Origin of the sequence: Peptoniphilus pacaensis, assembly GCF_900088125.1 — a bacterium.
GTDB lineage: Bacteria > Bacillota > Clostridia > Tissierellales > Peptoniphilaceae > Aedoeadaptatus > Aedoeadaptatus pacaensis.
The window spans coordinates 1,658,365-1,672,694 of record NZ_FLQT01000003.1 but is presented as its reverse complement, the minus strand read 5'-3'; the positions used below and the strand labels follow the sequence as shown (position 1 = coordinate 1,672,694).

The following is a 14,330-nucleotide window of genomic DNA, read 5'->3' as shown; positions in this document are numbered from 1 at the left end:
ATATCGGAAGCTTTTTTCTTATACTTCTTCAGAAGTTGCGATAACTTCTTTGCCATCGTAGTAGCCGCAGCTCGGGCAAATACGGTGGGGTAACTTCGCTTCGTGGCAATTGGGGCACTCAGCGACAGTCGTTTTATTTAGACGATAAGAAGATGCACGTCTTTTGTTTTTACGTTGTTTCGAAGTTTTACTCTTAGGTACTGCCATGTCTACACCTCCCTATCTTCATGCTTTTTCATCAAATAAATTTTTTAAGGATTCAAAGGGGCTTACGCCTTCCGACTCACAATGATGGTCGGGGTGTTCATTTAAATCCTGACCACAAACCGGACAAAGTCCCTTGCAATCTTCGTCGCACAAAACCTTGTTCGGTACAGATGTTATCACTTGCGAGAATATCAATTCCGCTAAAGGAAATTCATCCAGTGCTTCCACGAGAAGGACATTGCCGTCGTCGTCTTCGCTATCGTCGGTGGTTACGACGATATGGGATTCGCTTTTTACGGTTTCTTCAACCGGCTGTAAACAGCGATCACAACAGCTTTCGAACGAATAACCCACGCGAACGTCGACTTCCAAATCGTTGTCGACCTTATAAATATCCATGTCGTAGTCGATGGGATCGATTAAGCCCAATCCGGAAACATCCAGGGGACTCTCTTCTTTCATCATTTGCCCTTCGACATGTTTATGGATGTCACTTCCCTGTAAAAAATCAGAAAAATCTCTACGCAAAGGTATCACCTCTAAAACTGCTGCAAGCTATTATATGACAAGTAATGATCTCCTGTCAAGGAATTTAGACGAGTTTAGCCGTTTCCATGGCGATCTTCAATTCTTCGTTGGTGGGGATGACCAATACGGGAATGGAAGAATCGTCGGTGCTGATAACTGCTTCTTTGCCGCGCATATTGTTTTTGTCGTCGTCGATCTTAACGCCTAAGGAGGTTAAACCCTTAATGACGCGTTCTCTCGTGGTAATGGAGTTTTCACCGACACCGGCGGTAAAGATAATGCCGTCGCAGTGATCCATTTCGGTTAAATAGGCGCCGATGTATTTGCGTACGCGGTTTTCAAAAATATCTAAAGCCAGTTGGGCGCGGTCGTTGCCTTTTTCAGCTGCTTCTTCCAAGTCTCTGAAGTCGCTGGAAACGCCGCTGATACCTAAGACGCCGCTCTTTTTGTTCATGACATTGGACATTTCCTCGGTGCTGAGGTTTTCTTTGTCCATAATGAAGGGAACGATGGCGGGATCCATGTCGCCGGTACGGGTGCCCATGGCCAAACCTTCAAGCGGCGTAAAGCCCATGGTAGTGTCGAAGCATTTGCCTCCGACGACGGCGCTGATGCTGGAGCCGTTGCCTAAGTGGCAGGTAATTAAATTTACTTCGTCGAGCTTCTTGCCCAGCATGTCGGCAGCACGTTCCGTAATGTATTGGTGGCTGGTGCCGTGGAAGCCGTAGCGACGAACTTTGTATTTTTCGTAGTATTCATAAGGCAGGGCATAAATGTAGTTCAATGCCGGGATACTTTGGTGGAAAGCCGTGTCGAAGACAGCGACCATGGGAACGTCGCCCATAATTTCTTTGCAGGCTTCGATACCGATAATGTTCGGCGGGTTGTGCAAAGGTGCGATTTCCACATTGTCGTTAATGGCCTTCATGACCTTTTCGTCGATGATGACCGATTGGGCAAATGCTTCACCGCCGTGTACGACGCGGTGGCCAACGGCATCGATTTCGTCCAAGCTCTTTACTGCGCCGTATTCAGCATGTTGTAAAGAATCCAAGACGATTTTCAGGGCAGCTTTGTGATCGGCAAGTTTTTCTTCGATGACGATTTCATCTTTGCCGGCTGCTTCGTATTTTACGCGACCGCCTTCAATGCCGATACGTTCTGCCAAACCCTTGGCCAGGACCTTCTTTTCTTCCATATCGATTAACTGGTACTTTAAAGAAGAACTTCCGCAGTTAATGACTAAGATGTTCATGTATTTCCTCCTTATGCGTTTTCATTTTGACCGTAGTTATTATATCATATAACTGTTCCCTATCGAAGAAAAGAGCAGAAAAGGATTTAATCATGCCCTACGCCCTGATTGTGGCCGAGACCAATCCTCTCCATTACGGCCATACCTACTTAATTCAATGTGCCAAAGACCGAGGCTATTCGGTGATCGTCTTGATGAGCGGCTCCTTTACCCAAAGGGGTATTCCCGTCGTCACCGACAAATTTAGCCGTGCTGAGGATTTAATCGCACAGGGCGTCGATCTGGTGATTACCCATCCGGTGCAGTCGGCCACATCGGCCGGGGAACTCTTTTCCTACGGCGCCATGTGTGCGGCGACGCGCCTTCCCGCCATCGATGCCGTTTTCTGCGGCACGGAGTTCGGCGACGAAGATGTTTTTGCCGCCATGTACGATTATGAACAGACGGAGGCCTTTAAAAGCCGTTTAAAAGATGCCATGAACGACGGTTCCTCTTATGCCGCCGCTTATAAAAAAGCTTTTGCAGAAAAAGACCCCGAGTGGACGCAGCTCTTTCAATCCAACGCCCTCTTGGCTTACGGCTATTACAAAAGTTTGAAGAAGCTCTCTTCGCCTATTCCCTTGAAGATGGTAAACAGAAAAGAATCAACCGGCATCCTGTCCGCCTCCGCCCTTCGCCAAATGAGCGAGAAAAATGCCCATGAGGTCAAAGCCCATTGTGCCGGAACCGCACCCGCTTACCGGGAATCGGATCTTTGCGACAGGCTTTTTCGAATTTATCGCAGCGCAATCTTAACCTCGGAACTCGATCTGTCCCCTTGCGACGGCTACGAGATCGGCATCGATCAACGGATTAATAAACTGATCAGGAGCACCACGGACTTTCATGCTTTTTTGGATCTGGCAAAGACGAAGCGATACTCCCGTTGGCGCATCGCCAGACTCTTGCTTCATCACCTACTAGCTATGGACCGGGTCAACGTCCGGGCTGCCATTGAAAACCAAAACACCTATCAGGTGTTGGCATTTTCGAAAAAAGGCACCGACTACCTGCGCCTGGCAAAAGCATCTTCCACGAATCTTCTAACCAATTACAAACAAATAAAAAATTCATCTGCCGACCAACAGCGGATTCTCTCTTTCGAAGAACGGGCCACGGATTTGTGGAGCGTTCTGACGGGAACGGAAATGGGTCGGGATTACCTGGGATTTTGAGCAAAGAAAAAAACGGCGCTAGGCCGTTTTTTTAAAGCTCTTTTCTGTTTTCGTTAATGGTTTTAATCATATCGGACAGATGCACTTGCGTGTTTTCCAACATATTGTCCACGTAGTCGCGGGCCGAGAGACGAATTTGATCCGATTCAATTTCGGCACGGTTCATGATTTCTCTGGCCTGTTCTTGGGCGGCGAGGGTAATTTCGTCTTCGTTAACCAGCTTTTGTGCCTCCACATGGGCCGCTTGAACGATTTGTTTTGCCTGCATATTGGCTTCTTCAAAAATTTCGTCTTTGCGATCACGAATGCTTTGAGCTTCGGCTAAATCTTGAGGAAATTGCGATTCGATTTGGTTCAAAAGTTCGTTGACTTCATCCTTATCGACCATCACTTTTCCCGTCAAAGGAATGGTGGAGCTCACTTCCAATAAATCTTTTAAATCTTCGATGTAACGCATAACTTCCATAAGTTACCTTCCTCTCATTTTTTCTTTCATTGCATCCCCGACCACATCGGGTACAAACAGCGACGTATCTCCATTAAACAAAGCAACTTCTCTGGCGAGAGAAGAGCTGATAAACAAATGCTCCTGTGTCGTCAATAAAAACACCGTCTCCAGATTGGTTCCGTAATTTTTATTGGCCATGGCCACCGTGTATTCGTTTTCGAAATCGTGATTGGACCGAAGACCGCGAACGACGACGTCGACATTTTTTTCCTTGGCATAATCGACGAGGAGACCTTCAAAGTGGTCCACCTCAATGCCCTCTTCATCTTGAAGGGTTTCTCTTAACAGCCGGAGCCGCTCTTCCACCGTAAAAAAACCGGACTTATCTTTATTATTCAACACGGCGACGATAACTTCACCGAAAATCGCCTTCGCCCGATGAATAATATCCAAGTGCCCGTAGGTTACGGGATCGAAACTTCCGGCATAAATGACTTTCAAATCCTAATCACAACTTTCATAAATCCAAATGATCTTCTTGCCGTAGGCCTTTTGCCGCACCAATTTAAAATGCTCGTAGTCGGAAAAATCATAGTCTATCGGCGACTCAAACACCATGCGGCCGCCGGGGGCCAATAAGTGATCTACCCCGACGATAGACGCCGTGCGATCGTAAAAATCTCTATTGGCATACGGCGGATCGACATATATGTAGTCGAACGTCACATTTTCTATTCGGGCAAGGTCCAAGCACGCCTCGAAAGATCCGGCCACGACCTTACTGTTCTCATTATACCCTGTTATGCTGATATTTTCACGAGTAATTCCTATACTTTCCCGATGATTATCGCAAAACCAAGCGAAGTTTGCGCCTCGACTTAAAAACTCGATCCCCATATGGCCGGTGCCTGAGAACAGATCCAATACCTTCGCCCCGCTAAAGGGGCCGTAGAGAAGATTAAAAACATTTTCTTTAATGCGATCTTCTGTCGGGCGAATGCGATCGCCTTTCGGCGTTTTCAGTCGCTGCCCCTTCTTCTCCCCTGCTATGACGCGCATAATAACTTCCCTTCAAATTTTAGCATATTCCCTCACCCTTGCCAATTAAATCCCTAACGTTCGCCTTTCATAATCTTCCACGGCACGCAAAAGCTCCGGCTCTTCTCGTTCGTTTAAATGCCCGCCCTGCAAAATAGCGTCGGCTTCTACTTTTGCGTAACGCATAATGTCCATGTTTTCAAACAGATCCCCGACGCGGAAGCTGACCGTGCCCGACTGGCGGGTGCCGAAAAAATCCCCGCCGCCCCGCAGCTTCATATCTTCTTCCGCTATATAAAAACCGTCGTTTGATCTTTCCATAATACCCAACCGCTGCCGGGACTTTAGATTTTTATTATCGCTATGCAAAATGCAGTAGGCCTTCTGATCCCCGCGTCCGACGCGGCCCCGAAGCTGATGCAAGGTCGCGAGACCGAATCGATCGGCATCGTAGACGAAGAGGAGATTGGCATTGACGACATTAACCCCCACTTCAATGACGGTGGTGGAAATTAATATCTGCACGTCATTTTTTTGGAAGGCCTCCATGATTTGATTTTTCTCTTCCGCAGACAGTTGGCCGTGAATCAGGGCCACGGAATAATCCTTAAAGCGATCCTTCGAAAAATAGTCGTAAACCGTTTCAGCCGCGTGTAAAGGAAAGTCCGGATTCTCTTCGATCAGGGGGCACACGACGTAAATCTGCTGCCCGCTTTTTAAGAAAGACTCCATAAAATCATAACTATTCTTCAGCCCCGCCTCGTCGACCACCGTCGTCTCCACGGCCTTTCGCCCCTTGGGCATGGTTCGAATCGACGAAATCTTTGTATTGCCGTACATAACGATGCCCAGGCTCCTGGGAATAGGCGTCGCCGTCATAATCAGCCGATCGCTCTTCGATTGCTTCTCCTGCAAGGCTTCCCTTTGCATGACGCCGAAGCGGTGCTGCTCGTCGGTGATAGTAAGCCCGATGCGGTCGCTTTTTAAGTCTTCGTTAAACAAAGCATGGGTGCCTATAATAATATCGCAGATGCCGCTTTCGAAATTTTCGCGAATGGTTTTTTTCTTGCTTTCCTTCGTGCTGCCCGTCAAAAGCTCCACGCGCACGCCGTGGGGCATAAAAAGATCGAAGGTCTCTTCGTAATGTTGCTTGGCGAGAATTTCCGTCGGCGCCATAAAAAGGGCCTGATGCCCCGATGCCACGCAGGTAGCCATGGCGAGAAAGGCGATGACGGTCTTGCCGCTGCCTACATCCCCCTGAACCAGACGCTCCATGCGCGTCTCAGACGCCATGTCACGCTGAATATCCTTCCACGCCTGCTCCTGCCCTTCCGTCAATTGAAAGGGCAATTCCGCCAAAATTTCTTCCGCCAAATGGGTCTTCTTCATAGAGAAACCGTCTTCGCTTCTGTTTTGATGAAAGCGGCCCAGGGCCAGCTGAAAGCAAAGAAACTCCGAAAAAATCAAAGACTGTAAGGCGGTATTCCCTTCCCCTAAGGTCTTCGGTGCGTGGAGCTTACAAAGCGCTTCTTTCTCGGGCAAAAGGCCGTAGCGCGTGCGTAAATAAGAAGGCACCACCGAAGGCAGGTCCACTTGGTTCAGCGCTTCGCCAATGTATTTCGCCATGGTTTTTTGTCCGATGCCGCTGACGAGAGGGTAGATCGGCGTAATGGCTAAAGCCTCTTTTCGCTTCGACTCGTCAAAAATTTTCGGCGTGGAAAAATCCAGGCGATTTCTGAAAAGCTTCGGCTTGCCGAAAATATAGTAATCCTTCCCCACGATCAGGCTCTTGTCCAAAAAGGGCATATTAAAAAAGGTCATGGTCGCTTCCCGCGTTCCGTCGGTAATGCCGTAGCTCTGCATACTCAGCCCTTTTTTTAAATAGCGACGGGGCCTTTTCTCCACAAGGCGCACGGCATAAGTGGCCGGCTTTTCAAAATCGGCATGAGAAAAATCTCGAAGCTCGCTGCCGTCGTCGTAACGATAGGGCAAAGTATAGATCAGATCTTCCACCGTTTCAATGGACGCTTTATTTAATTTTTCCGCGATTTTTTTGCCGATGCCCTTGATTTGTAAGATGCTCGAATGCCGGTCCATATAACCTCCAATGAAAAAGCAGGCCTACGCCTGCTTATCACTCGACTGAAATTAAATAATAGTAAATGGGCTGTTCGCCGCGCATGATTTCCACATCCATGTCGGGGAAGGCCTCTTCCAATTTTTCTTCCAGCTCTTCGGCCTCATCGTCGCCGACATCTTCTCCGGCGTAGAGAGAGATAAAGCTGGCGTCTTCGTCCACCATTTTTTCGATCATTTCGACGGTGGTTTCGTTAATGGATTGGCCCTTAGCCAGAATTTTCTTTCCGGAAAGGCCGATGTAGTCGCCTTTTTTAATAGCGATGCCGTCCATTTCCGTGTCGCGAACCGCATAGGTCACCTGACCGGTAGTGAGGTCGTTGACGGCTTCCATCATAGATTCCACATTCTCTTCCACGCTTTTATCGGGCATGAAGTGGATGCAGGCGTTGATGCCTTCGGGAATGGAGCGTGTCTTCAACACGATGACGTCTTTATCGGAAATTTCCGCTGCCGCTTCCGCCGCGAGGAAGATATTGCTGTTGTTGGGCAGGACAAAAACATGTTCCGCATGAACCCGATCGATGCCGGCGAGAATATCTTCCGTGCTGGGATTCATCGTTTGTCCGCCGGTCACGAGGTAATCCACGCCGACTTCGGTGAAAATCTCTTCGATGCCCTTGCCGGCACAGATGGAGACGAAGCCATAGGTCTTCTTTTCCGCAGGCTCAGCCGGTGCCTCTTTAGCCTCTTTGACTTCGTAGTCAGTAAACAGGCGCTCGGAGTGTTGCAGGCGCATATTGTCGATTTTAATATCTTTTAAGAAGCCAAATTTCAACGCACTTTGAATGGCGAGTCCCGGGTCGTTGGTATGAACATGGACCTTAATCATGCTGTCGTCGCCGACGACGATTAAGCTGTCGCCCCTGGGAATCAACTCTTCCTTCAAATCGTTGACGTGATTGGATTCGGTGTTAACGATAAATTCCGTGCAGTAGCCGAATTTAATATCATCGGTAGAAATTTCGTGGCGCTCTGTTTTAGCTTTTGCCTGAGTGCCTTCCGCTTCCACATCACCTAAGATGCCTTCGCCTTTTAAAGCCTTCAGCGCCCCTTCCATAATGGTGACGAGGCCTTGGCCGCCGGCATCGACGACGCCCGCTTCTTTTAATACGGGAAGAAGATTCGGCGTATTGGCCAAAGATTCCTTGGCGCGTTCCAATACCGCTTCGCCGAATAAAATCAAATCGCTGTATTTCTTCGCGTGTTTGACGGCGAAATCGGCACTTTCACGTCCTACGGTAAGAATGGTTCCTTCCGTGGGCTTCATGACGGCGAGATAGGTCATTTCCGATGCGCTCTTCATTGCCTGAGCCAATACCGGCACGGTAATCGTATCGTGACCTTGAAGGCCATCGGCGAAACCTCTGAAAAGTTGGGATAGAATAACCCCGCTGTTTCCCCGAGCGCCCATGAGGGCGCCGCGGCTCATCTCCGTTGCTAAAGTAGCCAGGTCTTTGGCGTTAGATGACGCCACTTGTTTCACCGCACTGTGAATCGTCTTGGACATATTGGTCCCCGTGTCCCCATCGGGCACGGGAAAGACGTTTAAGTCGTTGACGTGATCTTTATTTATTTCCAAAAAATTCGAAGCACTGATCAGTGCTTCCTTAAATTCTACAATTGTAATCTGATCCATAATCCTACCTCTAGTTCATTCGTATTCCTTCGACCAAAACTTCGATTTCATCGACATCTAAGCCGGTTAAGGATTCTACATTGAATTGAACGGCATCAATAATATTTTGTCCCACGGTAGAAATGCGAATGCCGAATTCGATGATGACATGCAATTGAATGTGTACCCGTTCGTTTTCCGTGTGCACATCGATGCCTCGCGTTAAATTTTCAAATTTCAGTAATTGAAAAATACCGTCCGCCGCATTTTTAGAAGCCATGCCGACGACGCCATAGCTTTCCATGGCGGATATGCCTGCGATGGTGGCGATCACTTGATTATCTATGGTAATATTGCCCTTTTCGTTTGGGATTGTTACTTGCATAATATATCTCCTTTACGCTTCTGGGATTTACGGATATTATATCATATAAACCGAAGAGAAAAAACCAAAGGCCAATTGCAATTTGCTTTTCTCTGTGGTAAAATAATTCGAGTTGAAAAAATGTCGGAGGAGGTGTAAGAATGGCAAAAAGATGTGAAATCTGCGGAAAAGAAAAAAAATTCGGTAACTCGGTATCCTTCTCCCACAAGAGAGGAAACAGAGCCTGGTCCCCGAACCTTCAACGCGTTCGCGCCGTCGTGAACGGTTCCAAAAAGAGAATTTACGTATGTACGCGTTGCCTGAGATCCGGCAAAGTTGAACGCGCACTTTAAACATTAGTCGATTCCCCGGGAGTCGACTTTTTTTATTGAAAATATCAGGAGGAAAGCATGAAACTTTTTATTTCCAGTCGCGTGCCCGACGAAATCATCGGTCGTCTGGAAGGCGTCGATGCCAGCTACAACGCCAGCAATGTTCCCATGACGAAAGAGGAAATCATCTCAGGTCTTCAAGGAAAAGATGCTCTGATCTGTCCCCTTTCCGATAAAATCGACAAAGAGATCATGGACGCCGCCAAGGATTTGAAGCTCATTTTAAATTACGGCGCCGGCTTCGATAATATCGACATCGCCTACGCCCGCGAAAAAGGCATCGTCGTGTGCAATGCGCCTGCTCCCTCTTCCGCTGTCTCCACAGCGGAGCTGACCTTCGCCTTAATCCTCGCCCAAGCGCGGAAATTAATTCTCGGCGACAAGGATTTGCGTGCCGGAGGCTTTCATGGATGGCGCCCCACATACTTCCTAGGCCAACAATTAAAGGGCAAGACCTTGGGCATTTTCGGCATGGGGAATATCGGACAAAATCTGGCAAAACGCGCCTTGGCTTTCGATATGAAGGTCATTTACTTTTCCAGAAATCGCAAGGAAGCCATCGAAGAATCTGGCGCCACCTACGTCTCTTTCGACGAGCTTCTTAAGAAGTCGGATTTCATCAGCCTTCACTCCGCTTTCGTTCCCGAGCTGAAGCACAAATTCGACGCCGACGCCTTCAAGGCCATGAAGAAATCCGCCACATTCATTAACGCCGCCCGCGGCCCCTTAATCGACGAGCAGGCCTTGGCCGATGCGTTAAAGGACGGCACCATCGCCGGCGCCGCTTTGGACGTCTACGAATTTGAGCCAAAGGTCACCGAAGATCTTTTGAAGTTGGACAATGTGACCCTGGCTCCCCACCTGGGCAATGCCACCGTAGAGGCGCGACTGGAAATGGGCAATGCCTGCGTCGACAACTTAGAGGACTTTATGGCCGGCAAGAAACCGAGAAATCAAGTAAATTAATCGCAACAAAAAAAGCCCTTCGGGGCCTTTTTTATTTGGAAAAAAATTTTTCCCTTATTCGTCTTTCGATTGAATCATCAGGGCCGTGCCTTCGTGTAAGGTCACTGTCCCATCTTCGCCTATCAACTCATTGCTTACGCCGCGGGTCTTTTTTCTGTAGAGATTTAAATACTCCACCTCGTATTTAAAACCTTTGGTGGATATAACGATGGCTTCGGTGACGGGAATAAAACTGATGTATCGAAAGCCGTCTTTCTTTACGTCGTAGGTGCCTGCAGGAATCATACGAAGGCGATTGTTGTCGTCGATCAAACTGATCTTCGCCTTCTCATCCAAATAGGCTTCCATGGAAAAAATTGTCGCCACACTGTGGTCCCAACGACTGCCCGTGGCGCCCAAAATGTGAATTTCATCCGGTGCAAATTCCAGCATGCGCAAAACTGCCATCTCCGTATCCGTTTCGTCCTTCTCGGGCAGCAGGACTTCAATGGGCAGTTTTTTTGCTTTCAACTCTTCCAAACGATGGCTGCTGTCGAAGTCGCCGATGACGAGCTTTAGCTTTTCCGGCACATGAGCGAGGGCGTCGTAGCCCCCGTCGGCACAGATAATGCCGTCGGCCCACCGGATTTCTCTCGCCAACAGATCGGGAGAAGGACGTCTGCCTCCCGTTACAATCAAACCTCGTTTCATAGACGTTTTAACGCCTCGATGGCGACCATGGGATCGTCTTGTTTAAAGACATAAGAGCCGGCGACTAGGCTGTCGCAGCTCGCCTGTACCATGTCCGCGCCGGTGGTTTCGTTAATGCCGCCGTCCACCATGATTTCCAAATCTTCGCGATCAGTCATGGCCCTTAATTGCTTCGCTTTTTCGATGGTCGACGGAATAAAGGATTGACCGCCGAAGCCGGGATTTACACTCATAAGGAGTACGAGGTCCACATCGTCCAGCAAATAGCGAATGGACTCGGGGTTTTGCGACGGATTTAAACTGACACCCGCCTTCACCCCCGCCTCTTTTATTTTGTGAATGAGGCGGTGGGCGTGAATGGTGGCGTCGGTATGAAAGGTGATTCTATCGGCGCCTGCGGCGATGTAATCGTCGACAGAGTCTTCCGGCCTTTCGATCATCAAATGCACGTCGAAGGGAATGGATGTGAATGGGCGTATGGCTTTTATCACGGGGGGACCGAAAGTTAAATTCGGTACATACTTTCCGTCCATCACGTCAATATGGATGAAATCTACTTCAGCCTTATCTAAAAATGTAATGGCTTCGCCTAATTTAGAAAAATCTGCCGACAAAATCGACGGTGCCACTAACGCCATTTCTCATTCTCCTTTTCTTTCAATTCCTCGTAAAAACGCGTGTAATTTTCAAAGCGGCTCGAGGGGATGTCTCCGCTCTCATAGGCGTCCCGCACGGCGCAACCCGGCTCTTTCATATGCCGGCAGTCCTGAAATTTACAATCTTTCATATAGGGAATGAATTCCCGAAAGTGTTCGTCTAAATCCTCAGAAGGAATGGAATCAATTTCGATACTGGAAAAGCCCGGCGTATCGAAAAGATAAATGCCGTTCTCTCCCGTAAAGATTTCCGTATGCCGCGTCGTGTGTTTGCCGCGATTGGTTTTTTCACTGACCGTTCCCGTTTCCAGTTCCAAATTTAAAATATGATTTAGAAAGGTCGTCTTTCCCGATCCCGACACGCCGCTTAACACCGTGGTCTTGTCGTAAAGCAATTCTCTTAAAGCATCCACGGAAGCTTTATCCGCTTCGGACAAAGCCATGACATCATAGCCGCATGCTTCGTAAAGAGTGCGAAGGCGATTCGCCTCATCGGGATCCAAATCGCATTTCGATACGACGGGAATGACGCGGACATTTTTTTGCTCGTAGTAGGCGAGCATTTTATCCACTAAAAACAGATTGTACTTCGGATTTGCCGTGGGAATGAAAACCAAAATTTGATCCACATTGGCCACCGGCGGGCGAAGCAGGCTGTTTTTTCTCGGAAAAATTTCTTCCACCGAATTGAGTCGATCCCCTTCGTCGATTAAAAGCTCCACGTAATCGCCGACGACGGGTTTTCTTTTTTGATGGCGAAAAATTCCCCGCGCCCGGGTTTCGTATACTTCGCCGTCTTCGGCCGTGACATAGTAAAATCCTCCGAGCAATTTGGTGATTCTACCTTTTTTGTTCATTAAAAGTCCACCGATTTCACAACTCTGCCGTCTACGCGCATCACGGCACTATCTCCGGAACGCCCTTGTACGGGATAGGACACGGAAGAACCACTACCTATTTCTTCATGTACAACTGTACGTTCGCTTCCGCCGGATTGAATCACCACTTCGATTTCGTGGGTATTGCCGTCTTCGGGGACGCGATAAGAGAGGTTCTTGTGACTGGTCGTTCCTCCGTTATCTCCGCTGCCCTGATCGCCTCTCGAGCGTTTGCTGATAATGACATCGACAGCCGTCCCTTCTTTGACTTGGTTGCCGCTGTTGTATTGTTGCCATACGATTTCGCCGGGTCCGACGGAAATATCTTCGCGTTCTTCAATATTACCCAACTTCAAACCTTGTTGGCTTAAAAGAGCCCTGGCTTTTTCCAGTGTGACGCCCTTCAAATTGGGTACGACGGTCGTCTTATCGTCTGCACCCTTGCTCATTACCACGTGAACACTGTCCCCTTTGCTGGTCTTTTGATCGGCTTTGGGAGATTGACTGATGATGCGATCCGCCGGCACGTCGTCTGAAAATTCCGTCTTATCGACGATAAGATTCAGTCCCGCACTTCTCAGTGTCGACTGTGCTTCGGAAATCGTCATATTTTCCAGATCCGGAACCTTCACTTGCTCCGTCTCTTTGGCGATGACGATCGAGAACTGATCGCCCCGATTGATGACTTCGCCGGCATCGACGGATTGTGACAAGATCGTGCCCGGCTCAATGCCTTCATCGGATTCTTTTTCGTCGATTTCCAAACTCAAATCGTTGGATGCCGCGAAATCTTTGGCTTCGGAAACATCTTTGCCGATTAAGTCGATCATTTCCACTGCCGAGCCCTTTTCGTTGGAAAGCAACATATCTTTAATTTTCGAGCCGCCGAAGGCCAGACCGAAGAGCAATAAGAGGGCGAGTAAGACCCCTCCTATGGTCGCCAGAGGATTGGATTTCTTCTTCGACTTCTTTGGAGGGATGGGCTGCGTATTTCGTTTCAACTGCGGCGCCGTATCTCTCGATGCCCCGCGCGCCTGACTCGGACGGTTGACGCTCGGCGGAATCACCACCGTGGTTCGCGTTTCCGTTTGCGAGTGGTCTCCGTAGACCTTGCCTAATAAAATCGCCTTCACATCTTCGATAATCAAGCTGACGTTTTCGTAGCGGTCCGACGGTTTCTTTTCCGTCATATGTCTGAAGACGCGGTCCACTTCCGGGCTGACCCTCGGATTTCTCTCCGAAGGCATGGGGATTTCGTTTTGTACGTGCATCAATGCCACGGTTATGGGATTTTCCGAATCAAAGGGCACTTCCCCCGTCAGCATTTCGAATAAGACGATCCCCATGGAGTAAATATCGCTCCGGGCATCGACCTTTTGTCCCCTCGCCTGTTCCGGCGAAAAGTAATGGACGCTTCCCATCACCGCATTGGTTACGGTTACGGTGGCATTTCCCGCCATGCGGGCGATGCCGAAGTCCGTCACCTTCACGCGATTGTCCCGGGTCACCATAATGTTTTGGGATTTAATGTCCCGGTGAATAATATTTTTATTGTGGGCGATCTTTAAAGCCTCGGCGATTTGAATTAAGTAATTCAGCGCCTGATTCTGGCTTAACATGCCCTCTTCTTTAATCAATTCCTTTAAGGTCTTTCCGTCGATGTATTCCATGACGATGTAATAGACATCTTCGTCCGCCACGGTTTCCATGCCGACGTCGTAAATGCTGACGATATTAGGATGGGAAATGCTGGCGGCAGCCAAGGATTCGCGACGGAATTTGCGAATGAAATTGTCGTCTTCGTTGTATTCGCTCTTCAGAACTTTAATGGCAACGATTCGGTCCAGCCTGCGGTCGTGGGCCTTGTAGACGTCGCCCATGCCGCCGCTTCCGATTCGTTTCAGGCATTCATACCTGTCAGCTAAAATCATTCCTTGCAT

General features: G+C 48.7%; 16 protein-coding genes. 3 read left to right on the top strand and 13 right to left on the bottom strand.

Annotation, left to right across the window (positions count from 1 at the left end; all coding sequences use genetic code 11):
• Window positions 1–18: 18 nt before the first annotated feature.
• The 3 genes from rpmF to BN7444_RS08085 form a co-directional block, all read right to left on the bottom strand.
• A complete protein-coding gene (gene rpmF, locus BN7444_RS09190) occupies window positions 19–207 on the bottom strand; it encodes a 50S ribosomal protein L32 (protein ID WP_077075207.1) in 189 nt (62 codons plus the stop codon).
• A gap of 18 nt (window positions 208–225) precedes the next feature.
• Window positions 226–672: a YceD family protein gene (locus BN7444_RS08090; RefSeq protein WP_082941324.1), complete on the bottom strand. Its 447-nt coding sequence runs from the start codon at window positions 670–672 to the stop codon at window positions 226–228.
• 127 nt (window positions 673–799) lie between these two features.
• On the bottom strand, window positions 800–1,990 hold the full coding sequence (locus BN7444_RS08085; protein WP_068458048.1) for an acetate/propionate family kinase: 1,191 nt from the start codon (window positions 1,988–1,990) through the stop codon (window positions 800–802).
• A 92-nt stretch (window positions 1,991–2,082) separates the two neighbouring features.
• Here BN7444_RS08085 and BN7444_RS08080 point away from each other — a divergent pair, with 92 nt between their 5' ends.
• Window positions 2,083–3,204, top strand: a complete 1,122-nt coding sequence (locus BN7444_RS08080) for a nucleotidyltransferase family protein (RefSeq protein WP_068458047.1) — start codon at window positions 2,083–2,085, stop codon at window positions 3,202–3,204.
• Between the two features lie 31 nt (window positions 3,205–3,235).
• On the opposite strand, the gene BN7444_RS08075 is transcribed toward BN7444_RS08080, so the two are convergent.
• The 6 genes from BN7444_RS08075 to BN7444_RS08050 are packed head-to-tail and all read right to left on the bottom strand — an operon-like array spanning window position 3,236 to window position 8,829.
• Complete coding sequence (locus tag BN7444_RS08075) at window positions 3,236–3,670, bottom strand: ATP synthase subunit B family protein (RefSeq protein ID WP_068458045.1); 435 nt, start codon at window positions 3,668–3,670, stop codon at window positions 3,236–3,238.
• Window positions 3,671–3,673: 3 nt separating this feature from the next.
• Window positions 3,674–4,153, bottom strand: coding sequence for a pantetheine-phosphate adenylyltransferase (gene coaD, locus BN7444_RS08070; RefSeq protein ID WP_068458043.1), 480 nt, complete (start codon window positions 4,151–4,153; stop codon window positions 3,674–3,676).
• Between the two features lie 3 nt (window positions 4,154–4,156).
• A complete protein-coding gene (gene rsmD / locus BN7444_RS08065; RefSeq protein WP_068458041.1) occupies window positions 4,157–4,711 on the bottom strand; it encodes a 16S rRNA (guanine(966)-N(2))-methyltransferase RsmD in 555 nt (184 codons plus the stop codon).
• A 45-nt stretch (window positions 4,712–4,756) separates the two neighbouring features.
• Window positions 4,757–6,787: an ATP-dependent DNA helicase RecG gene (recG, locus tag BN7444_RS08060; protein WP_068458040.1), complete on the bottom strand. Its 2,031-nt coding sequence runs from the start codon at window positions 6,785–6,787 to the stop codon at window positions 4,757–4,759.
• Window positions 6,788–6,824: 37 nt separating this feature from the next.
• Window positions 6,825–8,465, bottom strand: coding sequence for a DAK2 domain-containing protein (locus BN7444_RS08055; RefSeq protein WP_068458038.1), 1,641 nt, complete (start codon window positions 8,463–8,465; stop codon window positions 6,825–6,827).
• 10 nt (window positions 8,466–8,475) lie between these two features.
• Window positions 8,476–8,829 (bottom strand): Asp23/Gls24 family envelope stress response protein, encoded by a 354-nt coding sequence (locus BN7444_RS08050; RefSeq protein WP_068458035.1) that lies wholly within the window; start codon window positions 8,827–8,829, stop codon window positions 8,476–8,478.
• Between the two features lie 140 nt (window positions 8,830–8,969).
• Between BN7444_RS08050 and rpmB the strand changes: the two genes are divergently transcribed.
• Window positions 8,970–9,161, top strand: coding sequence for a 50S ribosomal protein L28 (gene rpmB / locus BN7444_RS08045; RefSeq protein WP_068458033.1), 192 nt, complete (start codon window positions 8,970–8,972; stop codon window positions 9,159–9,161).
• Window positions 9,162–9,218: 57 nt separating this feature from the next.
• On the top strand, window positions 9,219–10,166 hold the full coding sequence (locus BN7444_RS08040) for a 2-hydroxyacid dehydrogenase family protein (protein WP_068458031.1): 948 nt from the start codon (window positions 9,219–9,221) through the stop codon (window positions 10,164–10,166).
• 54 nt (window positions 10,167–10,220) lie between these two features.
• Here BN7444_RS08040 and BN7444_RS08035 read toward each other — a convergent pair whose 3' ends face one another.
• From BN7444_RS08035 to pknB, 4 genes are read right to left on the bottom strand one after another with little or no spacing between them, the layout of a single operon-like run.
• On the bottom strand, window positions 10,221–10,856 hold the full coding sequence (locus tag BN7444_RS08035; protein WP_082941323.1) for a thiamine diphosphokinase: 636 nt from the start codon (window positions 10,854–10,856) through the stop codon (window positions 10,221–10,223).
• Window positions 10,853–11,494 (bottom strand): ribulose-phosphate 3-epimerase, encoded by a 642-nt coding sequence (gene rpe, locus BN7444_RS08030; protein ID WP_068458027.1) that lies wholly within the window; start codon window positions 11,492–11,494, stop codon window positions 10,853–10,855. The genes BN7444_RS08035 and rpe overlap by 4 nt, the downstream gene beginning before the upstream one ends.
• Complete coding sequence (gene rsgA, locus BN7444_RS08025; RefSeq protein WP_068458025.1) at window positions 11,485–12,369, bottom strand: ribosome small subunit-dependent GTPase A; 885 nt, start codon at window positions 12,367–12,369, stop codon at window positions 11,485–11,487. The genes rpe and rsgA overlap by 10 nt, the downstream gene beginning before the upstream one ends.
• Window positions 12,369–14,330 (bottom strand): Stk1 family PASTA domain-containing Ser/Thr kinase, encoded by a 1,962-nt coding sequence (pknB, locus tag BN7444_RS08020; RefSeq protein WP_068458023.1) that lies wholly within the window; start codon window positions 14,328–14,330, stop codon window positions 12,369–12,371. The genes rsgA and pknB overlap by 1 nt, the downstream gene beginning before the upstream one ends.

Coding starts and splice junctions, on each gene's coding strand:
- rpmF (WP_077075207.1), bottom strand. CDS start 207: ATGGCAGTACCTAAGAGTAAAACTTCGAAACAACGTAAAAACAAAAGA.
- BN7444_RS08090 (WP_082941324.1), bottom strand. CDS start 672: ATGATGAAAGAAGAGAGTCCCCTGGATGTTTCCGGATTGGGCTTAATC.
- BN7444_RS08085 (WP_068458048.1), bottom strand. CDS start 1,990: ATGAACATCTTAGTCATTAACTGCGGAAGTTCTTCTTTAAAGTACCAG.
- BN7444_RS08080 (WP_068458047.1), top strand. CDS start 2,083: ATGCCCTACGCCCTGATTGTGGCCGAGACCAATCCTCTCCATTACGGC.
- BN7444_RS08075 (WP_068458045.1), bottom strand. CDS start 3,670: ATGGAAGTTATGCGTTACATCGAAGATTTAAAAGATTTATTGGAAGTG.
- rsmD (WP_068458041.1), bottom strand. CDS start 4,711: ATGCGCGTCATAGCAGGGGAGAAGAAGGGGCAGCGACTGAAAACGCCG.
- recG (WP_068458040.1), bottom strand. CDS start 6,787: ATGGACCGGCATTCGAGCATCTTACAAATCAAGGGCATCGGCAAAAAA.
- BN7444_RS08055 (WP_068458038.1), bottom strand. CDS start 8,465: ATGGATCAGATTACAATTGTAGAATTTAAGGAAGCACTGATCAGTGCT.
- BN7444_RS08050 (WP_068458035.1), bottom strand. CDS start 8,829: ATGCAAGTAACAATCCCAAACGAAAAGGGCAATATTACCATAGATAAT.
- rpmB (WP_068458033.1), top strand. CDS start 8,970: ATGGCAAAAAGATGTGAAATCTGCGGAAAAGAAAAAAAATTCGGTAAC.
- BN7444_RS08040 (WP_068458031.1), top strand. CDS start 9,219: ATGAAACTTTTTATTTCCAGTCGCGTGCCCGACGAAATCATCGGTCGT.
- BN7444_RS08035 (WP_082941323.1), bottom strand. CDS start 10,856: ATGAAACGAGGTTTGATTGTAACGGGAGGCAGACGTCCTTCTCCCGAT.
- rpe (WP_068458027.1), bottom strand. CDS start 11,494: ATGGCGTTAGTGGCACCGTCGATTTTGTCGGCAGATTTTTCTAAATTA.
- rsgA (WP_068458025.1), bottom strand. CDS start 12,369: ATGAACAAAAAAGGTAGAATCACCAAATTGCTCGGAGGATTTTACTAT.
- pknB (WP_068458023.1), bottom strand. CDS start 14,330: ATGCAAGGAATGATTTTAGCTGACAGGTATGAATGCCTGAAACGAATC.